The 26739-nt window shown below is 35.3% G+C and carries 31 protein-coding genes, 2 tRNA genes, 4 pseudogenes and 1 other annotated feature; all 37 genes and pseudogenes read right to left on the reverse strand.

Features of this window, described 5'->3' with window-relative positions:
- Nucleotides 1-6 precede the first annotated feature (6 nt).
- The gene (gene rpmD / locus RCG18_RS05975) at nt 7-186 is read right to left on the reverse strand and encodes a 50S ribosomal protein L30 (RefSeq protein WP_178906751.1); all 180 of its coding nucleotides are present in this window, start codon (nt 184-186) and stop codon (nt 7-9) included.
- A gap of 13 nt (nt 187-199) precedes the next feature.
- Nucleotides 200-697 carry a 30S ribosomal protein S5 gene (rpsE, locus tag RCG18_RS05980; RefSeq protein WP_178906750.1) on the reverse strand — a complete coding sequence of 166 codons (498 nt, stop codon included), beginning with the start codon at nt 695-697 and terminating at the stop codon, nt 200-202.
- Nucleotides 698-713: 16 nt separating this feature from the next.
- Nucleotides 714-1073, reverse strand: a complete 360-nt coding sequence (rplR, locus tag RCG18_RS05985) for a 50S ribosomal protein L18 (RefSeq protein ID WP_211143632.1) — start codon at nt 1071-1073, stop codon at nt 714-716.
- A gap of 18 nt (nt 1074-1091) precedes the next feature.
- Nucleotides 1092-1634: a 50S ribosomal protein L6 gene (gene rplF, locus RCG18_RS05990; protein WP_308040475.1), complete on the reverse strand. Its 543-nt coding sequence runs from the start codon at nt 1632-1634 to the stop codon at nt 1092-1094.
- A 209-nt stretch (nt 1635-1843) separates the two neighbouring features.
- Complete coding sequence (rpsH, locus tag RCG18_RS05995; RefSeq protein WP_308040476.1) at nt 1844-2242, reverse strand: 30S ribosomal protein S8; 399 nt, start codon at nt 2240-2242, stop codon at nt 1844-1846.
- Nucleotides 2243-2274: 32 nt separating this feature from the next.
- Nucleotides 2275-2460 carry a type Z 30S ribosomal protein S14 gene (locus RCG18_RS06000; protein ID WP_123054717.1) on the reverse strand — a complete coding sequence of 62 codons (186 nt, stop codon included), beginning with the start codon at nt 2458-2460 and terminating at the stop codon, nt 2275-2277.
- A gap of 12 nt (nt 2461-2472) precedes the next feature.
- Nucleotides 2473-3018: a 50S ribosomal protein L5 gene (rplE, locus tag RCG18_RS06005; protein ID WP_308040477.1), complete on the reverse strand. Its 546-nt coding sequence runs from the start codon at nt 3016-3018 to the stop codon at nt 2473-2475.
- Between the two features lie 21 nt (nt 3019-3039).
- On the reverse strand, nt 3040-3357 hold the full coding sequence (gene rplX / locus RCG18_RS06010; protein ID WP_308041968.1) for a 50S ribosomal protein L24: 318 nt from the start codon (nt 3355-3357) through the stop codon (nt 3040-3042).
- Between the two features lie 25 nt (nt 3358-3382).
- The gene (rplN, locus tag RCG18_RS06015) at nt 3383-3751 is read right to left on the reverse strand and encodes a 50S ribosomal protein L14 (protein WP_211143636.1); all 369 of its coding nucleotides are present in this window, start codon (nt 3749-3751) and stop codon (nt 3383-3385) included.
- Nucleotides 3752-3780: 29 nt separating this feature from the next.
- On the reverse strand, nt 3781-4035 hold the full coding sequence (rpsQ, locus tag RCG18_RS06020) for a 30S ribosomal protein S17 (RefSeq protein WP_308040478.1): 255 nt from the start codon (nt 4033-4035) through the stop codon (nt 3781-3783).
- Between the two features lie 20 nt (nt 4036-4055).
- Nucleotides 4056-4268 carry a 50S ribosomal protein L29 gene (rpmC, locus tag RCG18_RS06025; protein ID WP_211143638.1) on the reverse strand — a complete coding sequence of 71 codons (213 nt, stop codon included), beginning with the start codon at nt 4266-4268 and terminating at the stop codon, nt 4056-4058.
- Entirely contained in the window at nt 4258-4701 is a 444-nt protein-coding gene (rplP, locus tag RCG18_RS06030) for a 50S ribosomal protein L16 (protein WP_211143639.1), read from the reverse strand. Before rplP ends, rpmC begins: the two co-directional genes overlap by 11 nt.
- 17 nt (nt 4702-4718) lie before the next feature.
- Complete coding sequence (rpsC, locus tag RCG18_RS06035) at nt 4719-5390, reverse strand: 30S ribosomal protein S3 (protein ID WP_308040479.1); 672 nt, start codon at nt 5388-5390, stop codon at nt 4719-4721.
- Between the two features lie 15 nt (nt 5391-5405).
- The gene (gene rplV / locus RCG18_RS06040) at nt 5406-5741 is read right to left on the reverse strand and encodes a 50S ribosomal protein L22 (protein WP_308040480.1); all 336 of its coding nucleotides are present in this window, start codon (nt 5739-5741) and stop codon (nt 5406-5408) included.
- Between the two features lie 22 nt (nt 5742-5763).
- Complete coding sequence (rpsS, locus tag RCG18_RS06045; RefSeq protein ID WP_308040481.1) at nt 5764-6045, reverse strand: 30S ribosomal protein S19; 282 nt, start codon at nt 6043-6045, stop codon at nt 5764-5766.
- Between the two features lie 66 nt (nt 6046-6111).
- Entirely contained in the window at nt 6112-6945 is an 834-nt protein-coding gene (rplB, locus tag RCG18_RS06050) for a 50S ribosomal protein L2 (RefSeq protein ID WP_308040482.1), read from the reverse strand.
- Nucleotides 6946-7004: 59 nt separating this feature from the next.
- Complete coding sequence (gene rplW, locus RCG18_RS06055; RefSeq protein WP_211143641.1) at nt 7005-7298, reverse strand: 50S ribosomal protein L23; 294 nt, start codon at nt 7296-7298, stop codon at nt 7005-7007.
- A complete protein-coding gene (gene rplD / locus RCG18_RS06060) occupies nt 7298-7918 on the reverse strand; it encodes a 50S ribosomal protein L4 (protein ID WP_308040483.1) in 621 nt (206 codons plus the stop codon). Before rplD ends, rplW begins: the two co-directional genes overlap by 1 nt.
- Before the next feature lie 25 nt (nt 7919-7943).
- The gene (gene rplC / locus RCG18_RS06065) at nt 7944-8573 is read right to left on the reverse strand and encodes a 50S ribosomal protein L3 (RefSeq protein WP_308040484.1); all 630 of its coding nucleotides are present in this window, start codon (nt 8571-8573) and stop codon (nt 7944-7946) included.
- Between the two features lie 72 nt (nt 8574-8645).
- On the reverse strand, nt 8646-8954 hold the full coding sequence (gene rpsJ, locus RCG18_RS06070; RefSeq protein WP_308040485.1) for a 30S ribosomal protein S10: 309 nt from the start codon (nt 8952-8954) through the stop codon (nt 8646-8648).
- Between the two features lie 332 nt (nt 8955-9286).
- Nucleotides 9287-10479: pseudogene (tuf, locus tag RCG18_RS06075) on the reverse strand (elongation factor Tu).
- Nucleotides 10480-10516: 37 nt separating this feature from the next.
- Entirely contained in the window at nt 10517-12586 is a 2070-nt protein-coding gene (gene fusA, locus RCG18_RS06080) for an elongation factor G (protein ID WP_308040486.1), read from the reverse strand.
- Nucleotides 12587-12670: 84 nt separating this feature from the next.
- Nucleotides 12671-13141: a 30S ribosomal protein S7 gene (rpsG, locus tag RCG18_RS06085; protein ID WP_211144080.1), complete on the reverse strand. Its 471-nt coding sequence runs from the start codon at nt 13139-13141 to the stop codon at nt 12671-12673.
- A gap of 166 nt (nt 13142-13307) precedes the next feature.
- Nucleotides 13308-13684: pseudogene (gene rpsL / locus RCG18_RS06090) on the reverse strand (30S ribosomal protein S12).
- 113 nt (nt 13685-13797) lie between these two features.
- Nucleotides 13798-14040: a ribosomal L7Ae/L30e/S12e/Gadd45 family protein gene (locus RCG18_RS06095; RefSeq protein ID WP_308040487.1), complete on the reverse strand. Its 243-nt coding sequence runs from the start codon at nt 14038-14040 to the stop codon at nt 13798-13800.
- 117 nt (nt 14041-14157) lie between these two features.
- A complete protein-coding gene (rpoC, locus tag RCG18_RS06100) occupies nt 14158-17694 on the reverse strand; it encodes a DNA-directed RNA polymerase subunit beta' (protein ID WP_308040488.1) in 3537 nt (1178 codons plus the stop codon).
- Nucleotides 17695-17711: 17 nt separating this feature from the next.
- Nucleotides 17712-21409 (reverse strand): annotated as a pseudogene (rpoB, locus tag RCG18_RS06105) (DNA-directed RNA polymerase subunit beta).
- Between the two features lie 290 nt (nt 21410-21699).
- Nucleotides 21700-22062: a 50S ribosomal protein L7/L12 gene (gene rplL / locus RCG18_RS06110; RefSeq protein ID WP_308040489.1), complete on the reverse strand. Its 363-nt coding sequence runs from the start codon at nt 22060-22062 to the stop codon at nt 21700-21702.
- 46 nt (nt 22063-22108) lie between these two features.
- Nucleotides 22109-22609, reverse strand: a complete 501-nt coding sequence (rplJ, locus tag RCG18_RS06115; protein ID WP_308040490.1) for a 50S ribosomal protein L10 — start codon at nt 22607-22609, stop codon at nt 22109-22111.
- 33 nt (nt 22610-22642) lie between these two features.
- Nucleotides 22643-22771: a sequence feature (ribosomal protein L10 leader region), on the reverse strand.
- Between the two features lie 38 nt (nt 22772-22809).
- Entirely contained in the window at nt 22810-23499 is a 690-nt protein-coding gene (gene rplA, locus RCG18_RS06120; protein ID WP_308040491.1) for a 50S ribosomal protein L1, read from the reverse strand.
- Nucleotides 23500-23554: 55 nt separating this feature from the next.
- The gene (rplK, locus tag RCG18_RS06125; protein WP_308040492.1) at nt 23555-23980 is read right to left on the reverse strand and encodes a 50S ribosomal protein L11; all 426 of its coding nucleotides are present in this window, start codon (nt 23978-23980) and stop codon (nt 23555-23557) included.
- Nucleotides 23981-24056: 76 nt separating this feature from the next.
- On the reverse strand, nt 24057-24578 hold the full coding sequence (gene nusG, locus RCG18_RS06130) for a transcription termination/antitermination protein NusG (RefSeq protein ID WP_308040493.1): 522 nt from the start codon (nt 24576-24578) through the stop codon (nt 24057-24059).
- 48 nt (nt 24579-24626) lie between these two features.
- The gene (secE, locus tag RCG18_RS06135) at nt 24627-24857 is read right to left on the reverse strand and encodes a preprotein translocase subunit SecE (RefSeq protein ID WP_308040494.1); all 231 of its coding nucleotides are present in this window, start codon (nt 24855-24857) and stop codon (nt 24627-24629) included.
- A 43-nt stretch (nt 24858-24900) separates the two neighbouring features.
- Nucleotides 24901-25050 carry a 50S ribosomal protein L33 gene (gene rpmG / locus RCG18_RS06140; protein WP_178909736.1) on the reverse strand — a complete coding sequence of 50 codons (150 nt, stop codon included), beginning with the start codon at nt 25048-25050 and terminating at the stop codon, nt 24901-24903.
- Between the two features lie 204 nt (nt 25051-25254).
- Nucleotides 25255-26447: pseudogene (gene tuf / locus RCG18_RS06145) on the reverse strand (elongation factor Tu).
- Nucleotides 26448-26522: 75 nt separating this feature from the next.
- Nucleotides 26523-26598: transfer RNA gene (locus RCG18_RS06150), tRNA-Thr, on the reverse strand.
- A 10-nt stretch (nt 26599-26608) separates the two neighbouring features.
- A tRNA-Gly gene (locus RCG18_RS06155) sits at nt 26609-26683 on the reverse strand.
- Nucleotides 26684-26739: the final 56 nt, after the last annotated feature.

The raw sequence follows: 26739 nt of genomic DNA on the forward strand, positions 1-26739 counted from the left end.
TCTGTACTATATCTCTTCTACCTTTAAAAGATAGCTAACTTTATTTACCATGCCTCTTATTTGAGGAGTATCCTCATGCTCTACAGTTTTTCCAATCTTCTTAAGTCCAAGTGCATTTACTGTTGCAATTTGGTCTTTTCTTCTTCCAATTAAACTTCTGTTTAAAGTTATTTTTAGTTTAGCCAAGGTTCGTTCCCTCCTAACCTAAAATCTCTTCAACGGTTTTACCTCTAAGCTTAGCAATATGCTCAGCTGTTCTTAAGCTTGATAAACCATTGATAGTAGCGTTAACCATATTTCTTGGATTGTTAGAACCTAATGATTTTGCTCTAACGTCCTTTAATCCTGCAAGTTCAAGTACTGCTCTAGCAGGACCTCCTGCTATAACTCCTGTACCTTCTGAAGCTGTCATTATAAGCACTCTTCCAGTACCAAATTCTCCAACTATATCATGTGGTACTGTAGTACCAACTATTGGAACTTCAACTAAGTTTTTCTTTGCATCTTCTATTGCTTTTCTGATTGCTTCAGGTATTTCTATAGACTTTCCAGTTCCTACTCCAACGTGGCCGTTTTCATCTCCAACAACTACAAGAGCACTAAATCTGAAGTTTCTACCACCTTTAACAACCTTAGCAACTCTATTTATAAATACAACTTTTTCTTTTAGATTTAAAGTGCTAGGATCTATTCTCATTTATTTCCCTCCTTTTTTAGAATTGTAAACCAGCCTCTCTTGCACCTTCTGCAAGATTCTGTACTCTTCCGTGATATACAAATCCGCCTCTATCGAAAACTACTTCTTTTATTCCTTTTTCAATAGCTTTTTTAGCTATTAATTCGCCAACTGCTTTTGCTGCTTCTTTATTGCTTCCGATACCGTTAAAATCTTTATCTAAACTTGAAGCAGAAACTAAAGTTACTCCGTTTATATCATCTATAATTTGTGCATATATGTTCTTTTCACTTCTATATACTGAAAGTCTTGGTCTCTCAGTTGTTCCAAAAATCTTTTTACGAACTCTTAGATGACGTCTTACTCTAGCTTTTTTTCTGTCTTCTTTGTTAAACATAAGTTTCACTCCTTTCTACTATTTCTTACCAGTCTTACCTTCCTTACGTCTTATCACTTCGTTATCATATTTGATTCCTTTTCCTTTGTAAGGTTCAGGTTTTCTCCAAGCTCTTACGTCTGCCGCAACAGCTCCTACTTTTTCTTTGTCTATACCTCTAACTATAACTTTTGTAGCAGCAGGTGTTTCAAATGTTACACCTTCAACTGGTTCTATTTCAACTGGATGAGAATATCCAAGATTCATAACTAATTTCTTACCTTGTAACTGAGCTCTGTAACCTACACCAACTAGATCTAAAGTTTTTGCAAATCCTTCAGTTACTCCGATAATCATGTTATTTATTAATGCTCTTGTTAATCCATGAAGAGCTCTTACGTTCTTTAAATCGTTGTCTCTTGAAACAGTTACAGAACTGTTTTCAACAACTATGTTTACTTCATTGCTCATAGCTCTTTCAAGTTGACCTTTTGGTCCTTTTACTGTAACAACGTTGTCTGGTGTTACGGTAACAGTTACGCCACTTGGTATAGCTATTGGAAGCTTTCCTATTCTTGACATGATTACACCTCCTGTATTCCTTATAAGCCCGTAATAAATATTATTTATCACGCGTCCTCTATTTCTTTCAAATCATCAACAGGGCATATCTGTTGATGCCATATTTTATTTCTAAATCGCAATAAACATTTCTGCTATGCATTCTATGTTGTTTATATAAAACATTAATTGCTATGTCTTCTTTTTTAAGTTATATATCTATATTTAAACTACCAAATGTAGCAAAGAACTTCTCCGCCTACTCCAAGTTTTGTAGCTTCTTTATCTGTTACAATTCCCTTTGAAGTTGATAGTATAGCAACTCCTAAACCATTTAATACTTTAGGAATTTCTTCTTTTCTGCAGTAAACTCTTAATCCTGGTTTTGATATTCTCTTTAAACCAGTTATAACTCTTTCCTTGTTTTGACCATACTTCATTGATAATCTTATCATGTTAACGGAACCATCAGTGTATTCCTCTACATCTTTTATATATCCTTCTTGAAGCATTATATTTAGGACAGCCTTCTTTATATTTGAAGAAGGTACTTCCACTATTTCATGTCTAACTATATTTGCATTTCTTATACGAGTAAGTAAGTCTGCTATAGGATCAGTCATTACCATTTATTGTGCCTCCTTTCATCAATAACTAAGTATTACCAACTTGCTTTTCTACATCCAGGTATTTCACCTTTGTATGCAAGCTCTCTAAAACAAATACGGCATATTCCATATTTCTTTAATACAGAGTGTGGTCTTCCACATATTCTGCATCTTGTATAAGCTCTAGTTGAATATTTTGGTTCTTTCTTCCACTTTTCTATTAAAGCTTTACGTGCCACGTTTTTCCCTCCTTATTTTTGAGCAAATGGCATTCCAAGGAATCTTAACAATTCTCTTGCTTCTTCGTCTGTTTGTGCAGTTGTAACGAAGATTATATCCATACCTCTAACTTTGTCTATCTTATCATATTCTATTTCAGGGAATATTAATTGCTCTTTTATTCCTAATGAGTAGTTTCCTCTTCCATCAAATGATTTATCTGAAACTCCTGAAAAGTCTCTAACTCTTGGTAAAGCAATGTTCATTAATTTATCAGCAAATTCATACATGTTTTGCTTTCTTAATGTAACTTTACAGCCTATTGGCATGTTTTCTCTTATTTTAAAGTTAGCTATAGACTTCTTAGCTCTAGTTAAAACTGGTTTTTGTCCTGTAATTATTGTTAAATCGCTAACTGCTGATTCTAACACTTTTGCATTGTCTTTAGCTTCTCCAACACCCATGTTTATAACTATTTTTTCAAGCTTTGGCACTTGCATTATATTATTATATTCAAACTTTTCCATTAAAGCAGGAACAACTTCTTTTTCGTACTTTTCTTGTAATCTTAAACTCATTTGTAGCCCTCCTTTCAAAGATTAGAATGTTTCTCCGCACTTTTTACAAACTCTTACTTTAGTTCCATCTTCTAAAACTTTATGGCTTATTCTTGTTACTGATTTGCATTTATCGCAATATAACATCACTTTTGAGCTGTATATAGGAGCTTCTTTATGAATTATTCCGCCCTGCATATTAGCTTTGTTTGGTTTTTGATGTTTTGTTACTACGTTAATACCTTTAACAACAACTTTTCCTGTCTTTGGCATTACTGCAAGAACTTCGCCTACTTTACCCTTATCTTTTCCGGATATAACCATAACTGTGTCTTTTTTTCTAACATGTATTTTGTTTATTGCCATCTCTAGACACCTCCTTATCTTATAGAACTTCAGGCGCTAATGATAATATTTTTGTAAAATCCTTATCTCTTAGCTCTCTTGCTACTGGTCCGAAGATACGAGTTCCTCTTGGTTGTTTGTCATCCTTTATTATAACAGCAGCATTTTCATCGAATCTTATATATGAACCGTCTGCTCTTCTTAATCCTTTTACTGATCTAACTATAACGGCCTTTATAACATCACCTTTTTTAACAACACCGCCTGGTGTTGCACTTTTAACGCTAGCAACTATTATATCACCAATGTTTCCATATTTTCTCTTGGAACCACCTAATACTCTTATACACATAATTTCCTTAGCACCGGAATTATCTGCAACTTTTAGTAATGTCTGTTGCTGAATCATTGAAAATACCCTCCTTTCAGCTTTATAGACTATTTAGCCTTTTCAACTATTTCAACAAGTCTCCATCTCTTATCTTTTGACAATGGTCTTGTTTCCATTATTAAAACTCTATCATTAGCTTTTGCATCATTATTTTCATCATGAGCCTTAAATTTAGTAGTTCTGTTAACTGTCTTTCCATATAATGGGTGACGAACCTTAGTCTCTACAGCAACTACAATTGTTTTATCCATTTTATCAGAAACGACTCTTCCTATTCTTGTCTTTCTATTTCCTCTCTCCACAGGACAAACCTCCTTTCAGCCTACTGTTCAAACGCCCTTAGTTCTTCTTCTCTAAGGATGGTTTTAATTTGGGCTATAGATTTTTTTACTTCTCTTATTCTCATTGGGTTTTCCAACTGACCTGTAGCTAATTGAAATCTTAAGTTAAATAACTCTCCCTTAAGATCATTTAATTTAGCTTGTAAATCCTGAGGGCCACTTTGTCTTAATTCTTTTAATTCATTAGCCTTCATTGATTTCACCACCCATTTCTTCAAAATCTCTTCTAGTTACGAACTTAGTCTTTACAGGTAGCTTGTGTGACGCAAGTCTCATAGCCTCTCTTGCAACTGTTTCGTTAACTCCTGATAACTCAAATAAAATTCTACCTGGCTTAATAACTGATACCCAGTATTCTGGTGATCCTTTACCGGAACCCATACGTGTTTCAGCTGGCTTTTCAGTTACTGGCTTATCTGGGAAAATCTTTATCCAAAGTTTTCCTCCTCTTTTAATGTATCTATTGATAGCTATTCTGGCAGATTCTATTTGGTTACTTGTGATCCATCCACATTCAGTAGCCTGTATAGCGAAATCTCCGTATGCTATAAAATTACCTCTTGTAGCTTTACCCTTCATTCTACCACGCTGTACCTTACGATGTTTAACTCTTTTAGGCATTAACATGTCATATTCCTCCTTCCTTATGCGTTAGCTTCTTCCTTTTTTTCAACTACTTTCTTAGTTGGAAGAACTTCCCCTTTGTAAACCCAAACCTTTACACCGATCTTTCCGTATGTTGTATCTGCTTCCGCAAATCCATAATCTATATCAGCTCTTAATGTTTGTAGTGGAATAGTTCCTTCATGATATGCTTCAGTTCTAGCTATTTCAGCACCGCCAAGTCTTCCTGCGCAAGCTGTCTTAACTCCCTTAATACCATGCTTCATTGCTCTTTGAATTGTCTGCTTCATCGCTCTTCTGAATGAAATTCTCTTTTCTAATTGTTGAGCTATGCTTTCAGCCATAAGTTGAGCATCAGCTTCTGCTGATTTTACTTCAACTATGTTTATTAAAATATTTTTATCTCCAACTATTTTTTGAATTTCTGCCTTTAAAGCATCTATTCCTTGGCCGCCTTTGCCTATTACCATACCAGGCTTAGCAGTATATATATTTAATTTAACTCTTTTAGCTGCTCTTTCAATTTGAATTCTTGAAACTCCAGCTGCAGCAGTTTTAGCTTTTACAAATTCTCTAACCTTATTATCTTCAACTAGGTTATCTGCAAAATTTCTATTATCTGCAAACCATTTAGCATCCCAATCTTTAATTACGCCAACTCTTAGGCCGTGTGGATGTACTTTCTGTCCCATCAGTTTCCCTCCTTCTTATGCTCTTTCTCTAACTATTACAGTTACGTGGCTAGTTCTTTTCTTTATTCTAAACGCTCTACCTTGCGCATGTGGTCTGAATCTCTTTAATGTTGGGCCTGCACAAGCATATGCTTCTGCAACATAAAGATTGCTTTTGTCTAAGTTTAAATTATTTTCTGCATTTGCTACAGCTGATTTTAAAACCTTATTAACCACCTCAGCTGCATCCTTTGGAGTATATTGTAATATAGCAAAAGCTTCATTTACATTTTTTCCTCTTACTAAATCAAGAACGATACCTATTTTTCTTGAGGACATTCTTACATATTTTGCTATAGCCTTAGCTTCCATTCTATGTTACCTCCTTTCTGGACTATCTAGAACCAGATGATCTTTCATTTTTAACGTGACCTTTGTATGTTCTAGTAAGAACAAATTCTCCTAATTTGTGTCCTACCATATCTTCTGATATATATACAGGAACATGCTTTCTTCCGTCATGTACTGCTATTGTATGACCTATCATTTGTGGAAATATTGTTGAACTTCTTGACCAAGTCTTTATAACTTTCTTTTCGCCATTTTTATTCATTTCATTTATTTTATTTAAAAGTCCTTCATGAACAAAAGGTCCTTTTTTAACTGATCTACTCACTTGATTGGCCTCCCTTCATACGATCTGATTAATAGTTAGTGAAGAGAATATATTATTCTCTTCATACTATTTAGTGTTTCTTCTCTTAATAATAAATCTATCTGAATATTTCTTATGTTTTCTTGTTTTATATCCAAGAGCTGGTTTACCCCATGGAGTCATTGGACTTGCGTGTCCGATTGGTGATCTACCTTCTCCACCACCGTGAGGGTGATCGCAAGGATTCATTACAGAACCTCTTACTGTTGGTCTAACGCCCATGTGTCTCTTTCTTCCAGCTTTACCTATATTGACAATTTCATGTGTTAAGTTTGAAACTGTTCCTATAGTTGCTCTACATTCGATTCTTACGTATCTCATTTCACCACTTGGAAGTCTTAATGTAGCATAATCGCCTTCTTTAGCCATAAGCTGAGCTGAACTACCAGCTGATCTTACAAGCTGACCTCCTTTACCTGCTTGTAATTCTATATTATGAACTACTGTACCTACAGGTATATTCTTCATAGGAAGACAGTTACCAACTTTTATGTCTGAATCTGCCCCTGATACTACAACATCTCCAACTTTTAATCCAACTGGAGCTATTATGTATCTCTTTTCACCATCATTGTAAACTACAAGTGCTATATAAGCTGATCTGTTTGGATCATATTCTACTGTAGCTACCTTTGCTGGTATTCCATCTTTATTTCTTTTGAAATCTATTAATCTATATTTTTGTTTAGCACCGCCACCTATGTGACGAACTGTTATCTTACCTTGTGCATTTCTACCACCAGTTCTTTTCTTTGAGACAAGAAGTGATTTCTCAGGCACATTTGTAGTTATTTCTTCAAAAGTGCTCATAGTCATCTGTCTTCTTGAAGGTGTGGTAGGGTTAAAACTTTTAACTGCCATTCGGTATTCCCTCCTTCTTTTAGCTTATCTGGTATTCAACCAATAACTGCTTTGCTAGATTACATTCCTTCAAAGAACTCTATAGCTTTGCTGTCTGCTGCTAAAGTTATAATAGCCTTTTTGTAATCTGCTCTTTTTCCAACATGTACGCCTACTCTTTTAGTTTTTCCTAAGTATCTTGCAGTCTTAACATCTTCAACTTTTACTCCGAATACATCTTCAACTGCTCTTTTTATCATAGATTTGTTAGCGTGTATATCAACTATGAAGGTATATTTTTTATCTCCCATAGAAGCCATGCTTTTTTCAGTTATAACTGGTCTTCTAATGATATCATAATTAGTTAACTTCATTATGCATACACCTCCTCAATCTTTGATACAGCATCCTTAGTTATAACAAGCTTTTCGTACTTTAATAAATCATATACGTTTAAATTGTTAACCGGAAGTACTGCTACTCCCTCAATGTTTCTTGCTGACTTATATATATTTTCATTTGAATCAGCAGTAACTATTAATGTTTTCTTAGCTTCTAATGCGCTTAGCATTTTTACTATTTCTTTAGTTTTTGGAGCATCTAATTCAAGACTTTCTAAAACTATCATTTCATTATCATTAACTTTGCTAGTAAGAGCTGACTTCATAGCCACTCTTCTCATTGACTTTGGTACAGAAACTCTGTAGTCTCTTGGCTTTACTGCGAAAACCATACCACCATGAATCCATTGTGGTGCTCTTATTGAACCCTGTCTAGCTCTACCAGTTCCTTTTTGTCTCCAAGGCTTTATTCCACCCCCAGAAACCTCAGCTCTAGTTTTAGCTGATTGAGTTCCTTGTCTTTTGTTAGCAAGTAATGCAACCACTACTTGATGTAATGCGTATTGGTTAACTTCAACAGCAAATACGCTTTCTGATAGTTGAACATCTCCAACTTTTTGACCTTCTTTATTAAATAATCCTACTGTAGGCATTCTGCATCCTCCTTTCTACCTAAACTTAAGCTTTAACTGTATTTCTTATTACTACAAAGCCCTTATTAGGTCCTGGTACTCCGCCTTTTATTAATATAATATTTTTTTCAGGCATAACCTTTGCAACTTGTAGATTTAATACTGTTGTATTTTCATTGCCCATGTGTCCTGGCATTTTCTTGTTTTTGAATGTTCTTGATGGATCTGATGATCCTCCCATTGAACCAACTGATCTATGGAATTTTGAACCGTGAGTCATTGGACCTCTGTGTCCATTCCATCTTTTAATTGTACCTTGGAATCCCTTACCTTTTGATATTCCAGATATGTCTACTCTTTCTCCAGCCGCAAATACGTCAGCCTTTATTTCTTGACCAACCTCATATGCACTTATATCTTCTAATCTCAACTCTTTTACAAATCTTTTCAAAGCAACACCTGCTTTTGCAAAATGTCCTTTAACTGGTTTGTTAACAAGTTTTTCTCTTATATCAGCAAATCCTACCTGTATAGCTTCGTAGCCATCTTTTTCTGCAGTTTTCTTTTGAACAACTACACATGGACCAGCTTCAATAACTGTAACTGGAATTATCTTTCCATCTTCTCCGAATATTTGAGTCATACCAAGTTTTTTACCTAGTATAGCCTTTTTCATTATCTACACCTCCTCAACATATTAGCGGATCGCTATGCGATCATAATAGTCAGTAATAGTTATCTATTACAATTATAGTTTTATTTCAATATCTACACCTGCTGGTAAATCTAATCTCATTAGAGCATCAACAGTTTTTGGTGATGGACTTATTATATCTATAAGTCTCTTATGAGTTCTTATTTCGAACTGCTCTCTTGAATCCTTATATTTGTGTGGAGCTCTTAAGACTGTTATAATATCTTTTTCAGTTGGTAGTGGAACTGGTCCAGCCACCTTTGCTCCTGTTGATTTTGCAGTTTCTACAATTTTTTCAGCTGATTGATCCAATATATTGTGATCAAACGCTTTCAATCTGATTCTTATTTTTTGTTTTGCCATTGTTTTTCCCTCCTTTTCATGCACGCTTTACTTCTTACGTACAACAGCGGATGCGTTCTGTAAACTGTTCCGGGTGTTGCATATTTTTTTAAATAACGACACCAAACACAGAACCACCGTCGCCTGGTTCAAGACCTCGGCATACTCAGTCAAGAATTACCCGGAAGCCCGGCAACCTCTTGCCTCATCACTGTTATCACATTACAACTTCTTAATTATACAATATAATATTTTGTTTGACAAGTATAATTTTTAATATTAATTAATTTTATTAAAAAAGGAAAGAGCGTCCTCTTTCCTTTTTATAACTAAAGGCCTTTAATTTTTAATAATTACTCAACTATCTTAGAAACAACTCCTGAACCTACTGTTCTTCCGCCTTCTCTTATAGCAAATCTTAATCCTTCATCCATTGCTACTTGAGTGATTAATTCAACGTTCATGTCGATGTGGTCTCCTGGCATTACCATTTCCATTCCATCTGGTAATTTGATGCTTCCTGTAACGTCTGTTGTTCTGAAGTAGAATTGTGGTCTGTATCCATCGAAGAATGGAGTGTGTCTTCCGCCTTCTTCTTTCTTAAGTACGTATACTTGACCTACGAATTTCTTGTGTGGGTGTACTGAACCTGGTTTTGATAATACCTGACCTCTTTCGATATCTGTTCTTTGAACACCTCTTAATAATGCTCCGATGTTATCTCCTGCCATCGCTTGGTCAAGAAGCTTTCTGAACATTTCTACTCCTGTACATACACTCTTGCCCTTTTCTTCTTTTAATCCTACGATTTCGATTTCGTCTCCAACTTTTAATATTCCGCTTTCAACTCTTCCTGTTGCAACTGTTCCTCTTCCTGTGATTGTAAATACGTCTTCTACTGGCATTAAGAATGGTTTGTCAGTTGCTCTTTCTGGAGTTGGAATGTAGCTATCTACTGCATCCATTAATTCCATTATGCATTTTGTTGCTGCTTCATCTGTTGGATTTTCTAATGCTTTTAATGCTGATCCTGTTACTATTGGAGTATCATCTCCTGGGAAGTCATACTCGTTTAATAACTCTCTTACTTCCATTTCTACTAATTCTAATAATTCTGGATCGTCTACCATATCTGCTTTATTTAGGAATACTACTATGTAGTTAACTCCTACTCTTGATGCTAGTAGTATGTGTTCTCTTGTTTGTGGCATTGGACCATCTGCTGCACTTACAACTAGTATTGCTCCATCCATTTGTGCTGCTCCTGTAATCATGTTCTTTACATAGTCAGCGTGTCCTGGACAGTCAACGTGTGCATAGTGTCTGTTATCTGTTTGATACTCAACGTGTGCAGTGTTGATTGTGATTCCTCTTTCTCTTTCTTCTGGTGCTTTATCTATTGACGCATAATCAAATGCTTCTGCAAATCCTTTTTTGATAATACTGTTGTTATTGCTGCTGTTAATGTTGTCTTACCGTGGTCTACGTGACCTATTGTTCCTATGTTTACGTGTGGTTTTGTTCTTTCAAATTTAGCTTTTGACATTTTTATTCCTCCTTAAAATTACGTAATTTATTTATAATTAAGCATTTTTCTTTCCTGTAATTTGTTCTTGTATGCTCTTTGGCACTTCTTCATAATGATCAAATACCATTGAGTAAACACCTCTACCTTGAGTTCTTGATCTTAGAGTTGTTGCATAGCCAAACATTTCTGAAAGTGGTACAAAAGCTCTTATTACTTGTGCTCCTGCTCTTGGGTCCATACCCTCAATTCTTCCTCTTCTTGAGTTAATGTCTCCCATTACATCTCCCATGTACTCTTCTGGCACTATAACTTCAACCTTCATCATTGGCTCAAGTAATGCTGGGTCTGCTTTAGACATAGCATTTTTGAATGCCATAGATCCTGCGATCTTAAACGCCATTTCTGATGAGTCAACATCATGGTATGATCCATCAACAAGTCTAACTTTAAAGTTGATAACTGGATAACCAGCAACTACACCAGTATCTGAAGCCTCTTGAATTCCGTTATCGATTGGTGATACATATTCTTTTGGAATAGCTCCTCCAACGATAGCATTTTCAAATGAATACTCTTCTTCTGTTGGTATCATTTCTATCCAACAGTGACCATATTGACCACGTCCGCCAGACTGTCTAACAAACTTACCTTCAGCTTTAACAGCTTTTCTGATAGTTTCTTTGTATGCAACTTGTGGCTTACCAACGTTACATTCAACTTTAAATTCTCTTTGAAGTCTGTCAACGATTATTTCAAGATGAAGCTCACCCATACCAGAAATAATTGTCTGACCAGTTTCTTGATTAGTAAATGTTTTAAATGTTGGATCTTCTTCAGCAAGTTTAGCTAAAGCGATACCCATCTTTTCTTGACCAGCTTTAGTCTTTGGCTCTATAGCAACGTCTATAACTGGATCTGGGAATTCCATGCTTTCAAGTATAATTGGACTTGATTCATCACACAGAGTGTTACCTGTAGTAGTTTCTTTTAATCCAACTACAGCTCCTAAATCACCTGCACGAAGTTCTTCAACTTCTTCTCTGTGATTTGCATGCATTTTAACAAGTCTTCCTATTCTTTCTTTTTTACCTTTAGTTGAGTTATATACATAAGTACCACTCTTCATTATTCCAGAATAAACTCTTGTAAATGCTAATCTTCCTACGAATGGGTCTGTAGCAATTTTAAATGCTAACGCAGACATTGGAGCGTTATCATCTGCTGGTCTTTCATCTTCTGCACCAGTATCTGGATTAGTACCCTGAATTGCTGGAATGTCAATAGGTGATGGCATGTAAGCAACTACAGCATCAACCATTGGCTGTACTCCTTTATTTTTGTATGATGAACCACATACAACTGGTACTATTTCATTAGCTATAACACCTTTTCTAAGTGCCATATTTATTTCTTCTTCAGTTAACTCTTCGCCATCAAGATATTTCATCATTAATTCTTCATCTTGCTCAGCTACAGCTTCAAGTAAAGCATTCCTATACTCTTCAGCTTTATCTTTTAATTCAGCTGGAATTTCAACTGAATCCATAACTGTTCCTAAATCATCTTCATATATTATAGCTTCATTTTTTACAAGGTCTATGATTCCTTTAAATTGGTCTTCTGCTCCTATCGGAATTTGAATAGGAGTTGCATTACAGTGTAATCTATCTCTTAATGTGTTTACACACATATAGAAGTCTGCACCTGTTGAGTCCATTTTATTAATATAAACCATTCTTGGAACTCTATAATTGTCCGCCTGTCTCCATACTGTTTCTGTTTGAGGCTCAACCCCACTCTTAGCATCTAGTACAGTAACCGCACCATCTAGAACTCTTAATGATCTTTCAACTTCTACTGTAAAATCCACGTGTCCTGGTGTATCTATTATGTTTATCGCATGGCCCTTCCATTGACAGAAAGTTGCTGCTGATGTTATTGTTATACCTCTTTCTTGCTCTTGAACCATCCAGTCCATTGTAGCCTGACCTTCGTGAACTTCTCCTATTTTATGAGTCTTTCCTGTATAGAAAAGTATACGCTCAGTAGTTGTAGTTTTTCCTGCATCAATGTGTGCCATTATTCCGATATTACGGAATTTATCTAATGGATATTGTCTTCCCACTTACTCTTCCTCCTTAAAGTATAAATTTCACAACTTTAAATTCGACAAAACTGTTTTGGTGAAACACCAAAACAGTTTTGAGTATTAATATCTATAATGTGCAAAAGCCTTATTAGCCTCAGCCATTTTATGAGTATCTTCTCTTTTCTTAACAGCTGCACCAGTGTTGTTAGCTGCATCCATTAATTCATTTGCAAGTCTTTCTCTCATGTACTTCTCGCCTCTTTTTCTAGCTGCGGCAAGCATCCATCTGATTCCTAAAGTCTGTCTTCTTTCTGGTCTAACTTCCATTGGAACCTGGTATGTAGCACCACCTATTCTTCTTGCTTTTACTTCAAGTAATGGCATTACATTGTTCATAGCCTCTTCAAATACTTCCATTGGTTCCTTGTTTGTTTTCTCACGAATTATTTCAAAAGCAGAGTAACATACTTTTTGAGCTACTCCCTTTTTACCATCTTCCATTATACTGTTTATAAATTTAGTTACAACCTTACTGTTGTACATTGGATCTGGTAATACATCTCTTTTAGCTATATGTCCTTTTCTTGGCACTTTTCTTCCCTCCTTAACAATACTTATTTTAAGTTCATCGGTACTCGGTTGTAGCGTGCTTAACTACACCCAACCGCAAAGTGCTTTGTACTTCTGCAAATCTATTTGTTAAATCTATATAAATGCTGAAGACATAGCACTGTTTTCAAATTAACTTATCCCAAAACTATTTTTGTTTTGGTCTCTTAGCACCATACTTTGATCTTGATTGTAATCTGTTAGCTACTCCAGCTGAGTCTAATGCTCCTCTGACAATATGGTATCTAACACCTGGAAGGTCTTTTACTCTTCCACCTCTTATAAGAACAACGCTGTGTTCTTGCAAGTTATGTCCTACACCTGGAATGTACGCTGAAACTTCATAACCATTTGTTAATCTAACTCTGGCAATTTTTCTTAGCGCTGAGTTTGGTTTCTTAGGAGTAGTAGTTTTTACTACTGTACAAACTCCTCTTTTTGTGGACATTCCTTAAGTGCTGGTGATGCTGATTTTGAGCCTACAGTCTTTCTTCCTTTTCTTACCAATTGGCTAATTGTTGGCATATTTACACCTCCTTTAAAATATCAGCTAACTAAATAAAATTTACCTAGTTAACCAAACTGCTTATAACAATTTTTATGTTAAATTATATTATGAAAGCTATTTTAAACAAGCACTAGTTATTTAGTACTGCAGCAGTAGCTGCTCCTACGTCAATTCCACAAAGTTTTCCTAAATCCTTCATCGTATTAACATATACTACTTCTAGGGAATTTTCATCAATTAATACTTTTACTGACTGTATCAATTTATCATCGGCATCTTTTGCAATATAAATAGTCTTTGCAGTACCATTCTTTATAGCTTTAACTGTTTGTTTCACACCGACAACCTTGTTTCCTTCAAGCCTGTAAATCATTATCTCTCATTCCCCCTTACAGTGCTACAGAGACAAAGTTTTAAAAAACTCTGTCTCCTTTTAAAACATACAGATGTATTTTATCATCTTAGCACTATTATGTCAATAACTTATCTTCTAAGCTTCAATTTCATTATTTAACTGTTTTTCCTCTGTTTCCTTTTCGGTATTGATTCTAATTGATCTATATCTTGTCATTCCTGTACCTGCTGGTATTAGCTTACCGATTATAACATTTTCTTTCAATCCAAGTAATGGATCAATTTTCCCTTTAATAGCGGCATCCGTAAGTACTCTTGTAGTCTCTTGGAATGAAGCTGCTGAAAGGAATGAATCAGTAGCTAAGGCTGCTTTAGTTATACCAAGTAATGATACTCTTCCTACAGCTGGTTTTTTACCCTGTTCCTCTATTCTCGAATTTTCTTCGTTAAAGTCAAAAATATCTATCATTGTTCCTGGTAATAATTCAGTATCCCCAGACTCCTCTATTTTTATCTTTCTTGTCATCTGTCTTACAACTACCTCAAGATGCTTATCGTTTATATCAACGCCTTGAAGTCTATAAACTTTTTGAACCTCAGATAAAAGATAGTTTTTAACGCCTTGAACACCTTTAATTCTCAATACATCGTGTGGGTTAACAGAACCTTCTGTTATCTCATCACCAGCGCTTATTACCTCACCATTTGATACTTTAAGCCTTGAACCGAATGGAATATCGTAAGTTATCTCTTCTCCAGTTTCTGTTATGACTGAAATTGTTCTCTTCTTCTTTGTTTCTTCCATCTTAACAGTACCAGAAACCTCACTTACTATAGCAAGACCCTTAGGTTTTCTAGCTTCAAATAATTCCTCAACTCTTGGAAGACCTTGAGTTATGTCTGCACCCGCAACACCACCAGTGTGGAATGTTCTCATTGTAAGCTGTGTACCAGGCTCTCCTATACTTTGTGCAGCCACTATACCAACAGCTTCACCTATATTAATTCTTTGTGCTGTAGCCATGTTCATACCATAGCACTTTGAACATACTCCATGCTTTGATTTACAGGTAAATACAGATCTTATTTTAACTCTCTTTACTCCTAGCTTTTCAACTTTTTCAGCAATTTCTTCATTCATATAGCTATCTCTTGCTACTATTATTTCTCCAGACTTTGGATCCATAATATCTTCTGCAGAGTATCTTCCTGTAAGTCTCTCAGCTAAGCTTTCTATTACTTCATTTCCTTCTTTTATTTCTGCAACATTATATCCTTCAAGTGTTCCACAATCTTCTTCTCTTACTATAACATCTTGGCTTACATCAACAAGTCTTCTTGTTAGATATCCTGAGTCTGCAGTCTTTAATGCTGTATCCGCGTTACCTTTTCTAGCTCCGTGAGTTGATATAAAGTACTCAAGTACGTCTAGACCCTCTCTAAAAGAAGCTCTTATAGGTAATTCTATAATTTTACCTGACGGATTAGCCATAAGACCTCTCATTCCAGCAAGCTGTTTTATCTGGCTCTTAGAACCTCTCGCTCCAGAGTCTGCCATCATGAATATTGGGTTGAACTTATCAAGACTCGCCATAAGCTCATCTGCTACATCTTCTGTAGTTTTAGTCCATTTTTCTATAACTCTTTCATATCTTTCATCCTCGGAGATAAAGCCTCTTCTATACATTTTTTCGATTTTGTCAACTGCAGCATCAGCTTCAGCAAGTAATCTCTTCTTAGCTTCTGGAACCACCATATCTGAGGTAGAAACTGTTATAGCGCCTATACTAGAATAGTGATAACCTTTTGCTTTTATCAAGTCAAGCATTGTAGATGTTTTTGTCGCACCATGCTTCATATAACATTTATCTATTACTTTACCTAAGTTTTTCTTTGTAACAAGGAAGTCAATTTCCAACTTAAATTCATTTTCTGGATTACTTCTATCTACAAAACCTAAATCCTGTGGTATAGATTCGTTAAATATAATCTTACCTGGAGTAGTTTCTATAATTCCGCTTATTAACATGCCATCTTTAATCTTTGACATTTTAACTTTTATTCTAGCATGTATATTTACTTCTTTAAGCTGATATGCCATAATTACTTCTTCTGGTGATGAGAATATTTTACCTTCACCCTCTACACCATCTTTATCCATTGTTAGATAGTATGAACCAAGTACCATATCCTGTGTTGGAACAACAACTGGCTTACCATCTGAAGGTTTCATTATGTTATGAGCTGCAAGCATTAAAAATCTTGCTTCTGCTTGAGCTTCAACGGATAATGGAACGTGAACAGCCATCTGGTCACCATCAAAGTCAGCATTATATGCTGTACAAGATAATGGATGTAGTTTTATTGCTCTACCTTCAACAAGAACTGGTTGGAATGCTTGAATTCCTAGCCTATGAAGAGTAGGTGCACGGTTTAATAGTACAGGATGATCAGTTATAACTTCTTCAAGAACATCCCAAACCTGCGCTTGAACTCTTTCTACCATTCTCTTAGCACTCTTTATGTTATGAGCTAACCCACTTTCAACAAGTTTTTTCATAACAAAAGGCTTAAATAGCTCTAATGCCATTTCCTTTGGAAGTCCGCACTGATACATTTTAAGTTCAGGTCCAACAACTATAACAGAACGTCCAGAGTAGTCAACACGTTTTCCAAGAAGGTTCTGTCTAAATCTTCCCTGCTTACCTTTTAGCATATCAGATAATGATTTTAATGGTCTATTCCCTGGGCCTGTTACAGGTCTTCCTCTTCTACCATTGTCTATAAGAGCATCTACTGCTTCTTGAAGCATTCTTTTTTCATTTCTTACTATTATATCTGGTGCTCCTAAATCCAAAAGCTTTTTCAATCTATTATTTCTATTTATAACTCTTCTATAAAGGTCATTTAAATCTGATGTAGCAAATCTTCCTCCATCAAGTTGAACCATAGGTCTTAGATCTGGTGGTATTACAGGTATAACATCTATAATCATCCACTCTGGTCTATTAGTTGATTTTCTAAAAGACTCTACTACTTCCAATCTTCTTATTATTCTTACTTTCTTTTGACCTGTACTGCTTTTCAAATCATCTTTTAACTCTGTACCTAATTGTTCAAGATCTATTTCTTCCAAAAGTCTTTTAACAGATTCTGCACCCATTCCAGCTACAAAACTTTCTTCACCGTATTTATCTACAGCTTCTCTATATTCTTTTTCGTTTAGTAACTGCTTTTTAAGTAACGGTGTTTCCCTAGGATCTAAAACCACATATGATGCAAAATAAAGTACTTTTTCAAGAGCTCTTGGAGACATATCTAGAATAAGTCCCATACGTGAAGGTATTCCTTTAAAATACCATATATGAGATACTGGGGCAGCAAGCTCAATATGCCCCATTCTCTCACGTCTTACTTTCGCTTTAGTAACCTCAACACCACATCTATCACAGACAATCCCTTTGTATCTTATTCTCTTGTATTTTCCACAGTGGCATTCCCAGTCTTTGATCGGTCCAAAGATTCTTTCGCAGAATAAACCATCTCTCTCTGGTTTTAAAGTTCTATAGTTAATAGTTTCTGGTTTCTTTACTTCACCTCTTGACCACTCTCTAATTTTCTCCGGTGAAGCTAATCCTATTTGTAGTGCATCAAAATTATTTAATTCAAACAAGGGTACATCCTCCCTTCCTAATGTTCATCACCAAAATCATCTATTTCCAACTCACCTTGGATATCATCTAAAGATAAATCTTCATAATCAAGGTCTAATTCTTCATCACTGTCATCATTCTCAACATAGTCATCACTTGGAGGTGGTGGAACAAACTCTTCGTTTCCTTCGATATTTACACCTAAATCTTCCATTTCTTCATCTGTAGATTCTCTTAATCGTACTTCTTCATTGTCATCATTTAATACTTTTACATCAAGGCATAAAGCTTGAAGTTCCTTAATAAGAACTTTGAAAGATTCAGGAACCCCAGGTTCAGGAATATTTTCTCCCTTAACAATTGCCTCATAAGTCTTAACTCTTCCCACAACGTCATCAGATTTAACAGTAAGTATCTCCTGAAGTGTATGTGCTGCACCATAGGCCTCAAGTGCCCAAACTTCCATCTCTCCGAATCTCTGTCCTCCAAATTGAGCTTTACCACCCAACGGCTGCTGTGTAACCAATGAATATGGTCCAGTTGATCTAGCATGTATTTTGTCATCAACTAAGTGAGCAAGCTTTAATATATACATGTAACCAACAGTTACTGTATTATCAAAAGGTTCTCCGGTTCTTCCGTCATATAATACAGTTTTACCATCTTCTCTGTAACCAGCTTTTTTCAAGCATTCTACTATATCATTCTCTGTAGCTCCATCAAATACTGGAGTTGCAATATGCCATCCCAGCTCTGATGCTGCCCATCCTAGATGAACTTCAAGTACCTGACCGATATTCATACGTGAAGGTACTCCTAGAGGATTTAAGCATATTTGTAATGGTCTTCCGTCTGGTAAGAATGGCATATCTTCTTCTGGTAATACTCTTGAGATAACCCCTTTATTACCGTGTCTTCCAGCCATCTTATCTCCAACAGATATTTTTCTTTTTGAGCAATATAACATCTAACAAGTTTATTAACTCCTGGAGGAAGCTCATCTCCATTTTCTCTTGTAAATACTTTTACATCTACAATTATACCAGCTTCACCATGTGGAACTCTAAGCGAAGTATCTCTTACTTCTCTAGCCTTTTCTCCAAATATAGCCCTAAGTAATCTTTCTTCTGCAGTAAGCTCAGTTTCTCCTTTTGGAGTAACCTTTCCAACTAAGATATCTCCTGATCTTACTTCAGCTCCAATTCTGATTATTCCTCTTTCATCTATATCTTTTAGTGCATCTTCTCCCACATTTGGTATATCTCTTGTTATTTCTTCTGGTCCTAGCTTTGTATCCCTTGCTTCAGCTTCATATTCTTCTATATGAATTGATGTGAATACATCATTTTTAACTAATTCCTCTGAAATAAGCATAGCATCTTCATAGTTGTAACCTTCCCAAGTTATAAAGCCCATTCTTATGTTTTTACCTAATGCTATTTCTCCAAGGTCTGTTGATGGACCATCTGATAAAACTGTTCCTTTTTCAACACGCTCATTCTTAGACACTATTGGTCTTTGATTTATACATGTGCCTTGGTTGGATCTCTTAAACTTAAGAAGTCTGTAAGTGTCTATTCCACCATCTGAATCTCTTTTAACTCTTACTTCATTAGCACTTACATATACAACAGTTCCTGCATTTTTAGCTTTAGGAAGAACTCCTGAATCTACCGCTGCCTTGAACTCTATTCCTGTTCCTACGACAGGAGCCTGTGGTTTTAACAATGGAACAGCTTGACGCTGCATGTTTGATCCCATTAGAGCACGGCTGGCGTCATCATTTTCAAGGAATGGAATCATAGCTGTAGCCACGGAAACTAATTGCCTTGGCGATACGTCCATAAAATCAACATCCTCACGTGGAACTACAATTACATCTTCCTTATTTCTTACGGTTACTTTATTATCTATAAAATGTCCATTATCATCAATAGGCTCATTTGCCTGAGCAACCAAATATTCATCTTCTTCATCAGCTGTTATATATATTAATTTATCAGTAACCACACCTGTATTTTTATCAACTTTTCTATATGGAGTCTCTATAAATCCATATTCATTTACCCTAGCATAAGTAGCTAATGAGTTTATAAGCCCAATGTTAGGACCTTCTGGTGTTTCTATCGGACACATTCTACCATAATGTGAATGGTGAACGTCTCTAACTTCAAAGCCAGCTCTCTCTCTTGAAAGACCTCCTGGTCCTAAAGCTGAAAGTCTTCTCTTATGAGTAAGCTCTGATAGCGGGTTAGTCTGATCCATGAACTGTGAAAGCTGTGAGCTTCCAAAGAACTCTTTTATAGCTGCTGCTACAGGTCTTATATTAATTAAAGCTTGAGGAGTTATTACTTCTTGATCTTGAATAGTCATTCTTTCTTTAACTACTCTTTCCATTCTTGAAAGACCTATTCTAAATTGATTCTGCAATAATTCTCCTACTGATCTAAGTCTTCTATTTCCAAGGTGGTCAATATCGTCAGTATGACCTATATTATAAGCTAATCCTAACTCATAACTTATAGTAGCATAAATATCATCTCTTATTATATGCTTTGGTATTAGCCCATGCATATTTTTTCTTATTTGTTCTTTTATGCTATTTTCATCACTATAATTATCAAGTATTTCTTTTAAAGTAGGATAATGAACAAGTTCTCTTATATTCAAATCATCTATATTAAAGTCAATAAATTTATGTATATTTACAAAGCTGTTACTTATAACTCTTACTGTCTTGTCTTCAACTTGAATATCTACTACATTCACACCACAGTTTTGAATTTCTATGGATTTTTCTCTGCTAATTTTTTCACCCTTTTGAACAAGTATTTCTCCTGTTTGTGGGTTTACAATGTCTTGTGCTGATATTTGGTTTGCAATTCTAAGATGCAAAGCTAATTTTTTATTAAACTTATATCTTCCAACTCTGGAAAGATCGTATCTCTTTGCATCAAAAAATAAAGATTCGATAAGTGATTGAGCACTATCAACTGTAGGAGGTTCTCCTGGTCTCAATCTCTTATATATTTCAAGTAATGCCTCTTCGCGGGTCTTAGTATTATCTTTTTCTATTGATGCCTTTAATCTTTCTTCATCACCAAAAAATTCAGTAATTTCTGCATCAGTGCCATAACCCATAGCTCTTGCTAGAATAGTTATAGGCAATTTTCTTGTTTTATCAATTCTTACATATATTACATCGTTAGAATCTGTTTCATATTCTAACCAAGCTCCTCTGTTCGGAATTACAGTTGATGAGAAAAGCTTTTTTCCTGTTTTATCAACTGTCATATCGTAATATACGCCTGGTGATCTTACTAACTGGCTAACTATTACTCTTTCGGCTCCGTTAATAATAAAAGTTCCTTGCTCTGTCATAAGAGGAAAATCTCCCATGAACACTTCCTGTTCTTTTACTTCACCAGTTTCCTTATTAAGTAATCTAACTTTTACTTTCAAAGGTGCTGCATAAGTTGCGTCTCTTTCTTTGCATTCTTCTACAGAGTATTTGATATTATCCATATCCAATTTATATCCAACAAATTCTAAGTTAAGATTTGCTGTATAGTCCTGAATAGGATTTACATCATCAAATACTTCCTGTAAGCCTTCTCTTAAAAACCAGTTATAGGAGTCTAATTGAACCTCAATTAAGTTAGGCATATCTCCTACTTCCTTTAATCTAGAAAAGCTCATTCTTGTTCTTTTGCCAACCTGGACAGGATGTACCATTGACTTTCACCCCTTGCATAAACTAAAAATAACCAAAAACACACTTTATTTTTATGCGCTTTTGGATTGATCACGTTACCATCAAATTAGTATAACCCAATTTTAACAATTAATTCAAGTTTTAAAAAATAATATAAATTATATAATTATTTTTTAATTAATCAATGCAATTTATTATGTTACCATAATACAACTAAGTTGTCAACTGTTAATTATTCTAATTTTTATAAGTTTTAAAAAAAAGAGGCACTTTTGTAAAAGTACCTCTTTTTAGAAATTATCATGAGTTATTATTTTATTTCTACAGTAGCACCAACTTCTGCAAGTTTAGTTTTTATAGCTTCAGCATCTTCTTTGCTTACGCCTTCTTTTAATGTCTTAGGAGCTCCGTCAACTACTTCTTTAGCTTCCTTTAATCCTAATCCAGTTAATTCTCTAACTACTTTTATAACTTTAATTTTTTCTGATCCAGCGTTAGCTAACACTACGTCGAATTCAGTTTTTTCTTCAGCAGCAGCTGGAGCAGCAGCCCCTGCAGCTGCAACTGGAGCAGCAGCGCTTACTCCGAACTCTTCTTCACATGCTTTTACTAATTCGTTTAATTCTAAAACGCTCATTTCTTTTACAGCTTGAATTATTTCTTCTCTAGTCATTATTAGGCACCTCCAAAATTTCCTTTTTTTAAATTAAGCTTCTATATTAAGCTTCTTCAGATTCTTTTTTTTCTTTAATAGCATTTAATAAGTATGCAAGATTTGACAATGGAGCTTTGAAGCTTCCAAGTAATTTTGCAATAAGTACTTCTCTTGGTGGTATTGTAGCAAGTTGTTGAATTTTAGCAGTATCAAACACTTCGCCTTGAACAACTCCACCCTTTAACTCAAGTTTCTTGTAATCTTTTGCAAAGTTATTAAGAATTCTTGCTGGAGCAGTTGGATCTTCGTATCCAAATGCTACTGATACAGGTCCTTCTAATATACTTTCTAGACCTTCTATTCCTAATTCTTTTGCAGCTAACGCAGTTAAAGTGTTTTTATAAACCTTATATTCTACACCAGCTTCTCTTAAATTCTTTCTAAGATTAGTATCTTGCTCAACAGTTAATCCTTGATATTTAGCAAATATTACACCTTGAGCTTTTTCCATTTTTTCTTTTATTTCTAAAACTTTAGCTTCTTTTAATTGTCTGTTACTTCCCACTGTGTGTCCACCTCCTCACAGTTTAAACTGTTGTTATATAATTTAAAGGCCCCCCCGTAGACACAGAGAGACCAATCATACACTTATATTGGAACCCTCGGTAGGTTGGTATAACCGTTATGCTTTCGCACCTACTGTCTACGGAATATTTACTTATTCAACCTTTAAAATTTTACACAAAATATTTATTTATGTCAATACTATTCTAAAACTTTAACTGGATTTATTTTTACTCCAGGACCCATAGTACTTGAGACTACTACAGATTTAACATATTGACCTTTAGCTGCTGCTGGTTTAGCTTTGATTACAGCTTCCATTAATGTATGGAAGTTTTCAGCTAATTTATCTGTTCCAAATGATCTTTTTCCAATTGGAACGTGAACTATAGCAGTTTTGTCAACTCTATATTCAACTTTACCAGCTTTGATATCAGCTACTGCTCTTGCAACGTCAAAAGTAACTGTACCAGATTTTGGGTTTGGCATTAATCCCTTAGGTCCTAATACTCTACCTAATCTACCAACAACACCCATCATATCTGGAGTTGCAACAACTACATCAAATTCAAACCAGTTCTCTTTTTGTATTTTATCGATGAACTCTTCTGCTCCAACGTATTCTGCTCCTGCTGCTTCAGCTTCTTTAGCTTTATCGCCTTTCGCAAAAACTAATACTCTAACCTTTTTTCCTGTTCCATGAGGAAGTACTACAGCTCCTCTAACTTGTTGATCTGCATGTCTTGGGTCAACACCAAGTCTTACAGCTAATTCTATAGTTTCATCAAACTTAGCTTTTGATGTTTTTATAGCAAGCTCCATAGCTTCCGCTGGAGTGTACAAAACATTTCTATCAATAAGCTTAGCGCTTTCGATATAATTCTTTCCCATTTCTTAATCCTCCTTTGTGGTTTTAACGGCTTTTACCTCCCACTATTTTGGTCGACTATTCTTCTACAACTATACCCATGCTTCTAGCAGTTCCTGCTATCATGCTCATAGCAGTTTCAACAGATCCTGCGTTTAAGTCTGGCATTTTTGTTTCAGCTATTTGTCTAACTTGATCCTTAGTTACTTTAGCAACTTTAGTTTTGTTTGGTACACCAGAACCACTTTCTATTCCTGCTGCTTTCTTTAGTAATACTGCTGCTGGAGGAGTCTTTAGTATGAAACTAAATGATCTATCCTGATATACAGTTATTACTACTGGAATTATTAATCCAGCTTGATTAGCAGTTTTAGCATTAAACTCTTTACAGAATCCCATAATATTTACACCATGCTGTCCAAGCGCTGGTCCAACTGGTGGTGCTGGAGTTGCTTTTCCTGCAGGAAGCTGAAGTTTTATCATTCCTACTACTTTTTTAGCCATGAATTTACACCTCCTATAATGTGGTTTATGCGGATTATAAAATCCTCCCACTTTGTTAAGACAAATGTCTTACAAGTTAATCTAGTTTTTGTATTTGGTTAAAATCAAGTTCAACAGGTGTTTCCCTGCCAAACATGTTAACTAACGCTTTAATTTTTCTCTTTTCTGTGTTTATTTCTTGGATGATCGCTGGGAAATTTTCCAACGGTCCTGATTTAACTATTATGTTTTCACCTACTGATATATCTATGTTAACAGGTTTTTCAACAATTCCCATTGCTGCAACTTCTTCATCTGTAAGTGGTACAGGCTTAGATCCTGGACCAACAAAACCTGTTACTCCCCTAGTATTTCTAACTACATACCAAGAATCATCAGTCATTACCATATGAACTAAAACATATCCTGGAAATATCTTTTTCAGAGATACCTTCTTTTTGCCATCTTTAATTTCCACTTGTTCTTCCATTGGAACTTGAACATCGTCAATCCAATCGTACAAGTTTCTATTTTCTATAGTTTTTTCCAAGTTGGCTTTAACTTTATTTTCATAACCAGAATATGTGTGAACTACATACCATCTAGCTTTCTCTGCCATAACTCAAGGGACGGGAATCTTATCTCGACCCCTACCTCCTTTTTAGTTTTATTTAAAGATTACACTAATTAAGCTTTTAAATCCATAGTCTAGTAATCCAACAATCACTACATAAACAAGACAGAATGTCATAACTGTTATTGTTGCTTTTTTTACATTTTCCTTAGAGGCCCAAGTTATTCTTTTAAACTCAGCTTTTAGCTCTTTAAAAAAACCAATGATTCTATTTCCGGACGTTGCTGATTTATTTATATTTTTTACACTATCGTGCGCAGCCATCTTTTCACATCCTCAAAATATTTTAATTACATGCCTCTATATACTATTTTGTCTCCTTGTGAGCTGTGTGCTTATGACAAAATGGACAATATTTTCTCATTTCTAATCTATCTGGGTCGTTTTTCTTATTTTTCATTGTATTGTAGTTTCTTTGTTTACAATCTGTACATGCTAGAGTTACTTTTATTCTCATTGTTTACACCTCCCAATACTTGTATATATATATAAACATTATTTTGTCGTTTATTGCTAATTTAAATTATGCATTACTTAGATAATTTATCACAATATAGCCTATATGTCAATGAAATCATAGATGAAATCGTTGGTATATATTTCAACAGATTATTTTATACTTTTAAAAGGACCAGGTCTAGAAACCCAGTCCTATAAGTAATTACTCAACTATCTTAGAAACAACTCCTGAACCTACTGTTCTTCCGCCTTCTCTTATAGCAAATCTTAATCCTTCATCCATTGCTACTTGAGTGATTAATTCAACGTTCATGTCGATGTGGTCTCCTGGCATTACCATTTCCATTCCATCTGGTAATTTGATGCTTCCTGTAACGTCTGTTGTTCTGAAGTAGAATTGTGGTCTGTATCCATCGAAGAATGGAGTGTGTCTTCCGCCTTCTTCTTTCTTAAGTACGTATACTTGACCTACGAATTTCTTGTGTGGGTGTACTGAACCTGGTTTTGATAATACCTGACCTCTTTCGATATCTGTTCTTTGAACACCTCTTAATAATGCTCCGATGTTATCTCCTGCCATCGCTTGGTCAAGAAGCTTTCTGAACATTTCTACTCCTGTACATACACTCTTGCCCTTTTCTTCTTTTAATCCTACGATTTCGATTTCGTCTCCAACTTTTAATATTCCGCTTTCAACTCTTCCTGTTGCAACTGTTCCTCTTCCTGTGATTGTAAATACGTCTTCTACTGGCATTAAGAATGGTTTGTCAGTTGCTCTTTCTGGAGTTGGAATGTAGCTATCTACTGCATCCATTAATTCCATTATGCATTTTGTTGCTGCTTCATCTGTTGGATTTTCTAATGCTTTTAATGCTGATCCTGTTACTATTGGAGTATCATCTCCTGGGAAGTCATACTCGTTTAATAACTCTCTTACTTCCATTTCTACTAATTCTAATAATTCTGGATCGTCTACCATATCTGCTTTATTTAGGAATACTACTATGTAGTTAACTCCTACTCTTGATGCTAGTAGTATGTGTTCTCTTGTTTGTGGCATTGGACCATCTGCTGCACTTACAACTAGTATTGCTCCATCCATTTGTGCTGCTCCTGTAATCATGTTCTTTACATAGTCAGCGTGTCCTGGACAGTCAACGTGTGCATAGTGTCTGTTATCTGTTTGATACTCAACGTGTGCAGTGTTGATTGTGATTCCTCTTTCTCTTTCTTCTGGTGCTTTATCTATTGACGCATAATCAAATGCTTCTGCAAATCCTTTTTTGATAATACTGTTGTTATTGCTGCTGTTAATGTTGTCTTACCGTGGTCTACGTGACCTATTGTTCCTATGTTTACGTGTGGTTTTGTTCTTTCAAATTTAGCTTTTGACATTTTTTATTCCTCCTCGTTTAGTTACATTTTGTTTAAGTAAACTCACCCTGGTGTGTTGTGAACTTTTTATATTATTGGAGCCCATGACCGGGATTGAACCGGTGACCTCCACCTTACCAAGGTGACGCTCTGCCTACTGAGCTACATGGGCAATTTACTTCTGGAGCGGGAAACGGGGATCGAACCCGCGACGGCTAGCTTGGGAAGCTAGTGTTCTACCGCTGAACTACTCCCGCTCGCGTTAAATCTTCAAAAGGTTATATACCGATTATAAATTTTAATACAAATATAT

Origin of the sequence: Clostridium sp. OS1-26, assembly GCF_030915445.1 — a bacterium.
Taxonomy (GTDB): Bacteria; Bacillota; Clostridia; order Clostridiales; family Clostridiaceae; genus Clostridium_AM.

Bases quoted from the DNA above. Each gene is read 5' to 3' on its own strand.
- rplR (WP_211143632.1), bottom strand. From the start codon at position 1,073: ATGTTTAACAAAGAAGACAGAAAAAAAGCTAGAGTAAGACGTCATCTA.
- rplE (WP_308040477.1), bottom strand. From the start codon at position 3,018: ATGAGTTTAAGATTACAAGAAAAGTACGAAAAAGAAGTTGTTCCTGCT.
- rpmG (WP_178909736.1), bottom strand. From the start codon at position 25,050: ATGAGAATAAAAGTAACTCTAGCATGTACAGATTGTAAACAAAGAAAC.
- rplA (WP_308040491.1), bottom strand. From the start codon at position 23,499: ATGGGAAAGAATTATATCGAAAGCGCTAAGCTTATTGATAGAAATGTT.
- rpsC (WP_308040479.1), bottom strand. From the start codon at position 5,390: ATGGGACAGAAAGTACATCCACACGGCCTAAGAGTTGGCGTAATTAAA.
- rplW (WP_211143641.1), bottom strand. From the start codon at position 7,298: ATGAAGTTAACTAATTATGATATCATTAGAAGACCAGTTATAACTGAA.
- nusG (WP_308040493.1), bottom strand. From the start codon at position 24,578: ATGGCAGAGAAAGCTAGATGGTATGTAGTTCACACATATTCTGGTTAT.
- rplN (WP_211143636.1), bottom strand. From the start codon at position 3,751: ATGATTCAGCAACAGACATTACTAAAAGTTGCAGATAATTCCGGTGCT.
- RCG18_RS06095 (WP_308040487.1), bottom strand. From the start codon at position 14,040: ATGATTTACAGGCTTGAAGGAAACAAGGTTGTCGGTGTGAAACAAACA.
- rplL (WP_308040489.1), bottom strand. From the start codon at position 22,062: ATGACTAGAGAAGAAATAATTCAAGCTGTAAAAGAAATGAGCGTTTTA.
- rplD (WP_308040483.1), bottom strand. From the start codon at position 7,918: ATGCCTACAGTAGGATTATTTAATAAAGAAGGTCAAAAAGTTGGAGAT.
- rplP (WP_211143639.1), bottom strand. From the start codon at position 4,701: ATGTTAATGCCTAAAAGAGTTAAACATCGTAAGGTACAGCGTGGTAGA.
- rpsE (WP_178906750.1), bottom strand. From the start codon at position 697: ATGAGAATAGATCCTAGCACTTTAAATCTAAAAGAAAAAGTTGTATTT.
- secE (WP_308040494.1), bottom strand. From the start codon at position 24,857: ATGGCTGCGCACGATAGTGTAAAAAATATAAATAAATCAGCAACGTCC.
- rplF (WP_308040475.1), bottom strand. From the start codon at position 1,634: ATGTCAAGAATAGGAAAGCTTCCAATAGCTATACCAAGTGGCGTAACT.
- rpmC (WP_211143638.1), bottom strand. From the start codon at position 4,268: ATGAAGGCTAATGAATTAAAAGAATTAAGACAAAGTGGCCCTCAGGAT.
- rpsJ (WP_308040485.1), bottom strand. From the start codon at position 8,954: ATGGCAAAACAAAAAATAAGAATCAGATTGAAAGCGTTTGATCACAAT.
- rplK (WP_308040492.1), bottom strand. From the start codon at position 23,980: ATGGCTAAAAAAGTAGTAGGAATGATAAAACTTCAGCTTCCTGCAGGA.
- rplV (WP_308040480.1), bottom strand. From the start codon at position 5,741: ATGGAAGCTAAGGCTATAGCAAAATATGTAAGAATGTCCTCAAGAAAA.
- rplC (WP_308040484.1), bottom strand. From the start codon at position 8,573: ATGAAAAAGGCTATACTAGGTAAAAAACTTGGTATGACTCAAATATTC.
- rplB (WP_308040482.1), bottom strand. From the start codon at position 6,945: ATGGCAGTTAAAAGTTTTAACCCTACCACACCTTCAAGAAGACAGATG.
- rpsH (WP_308040476.1), bottom strand. From the start codon at position 2,242: ATGGTAATGACTGATCCTATAGCAGACTTACTTACTCGTATAAGAAAT.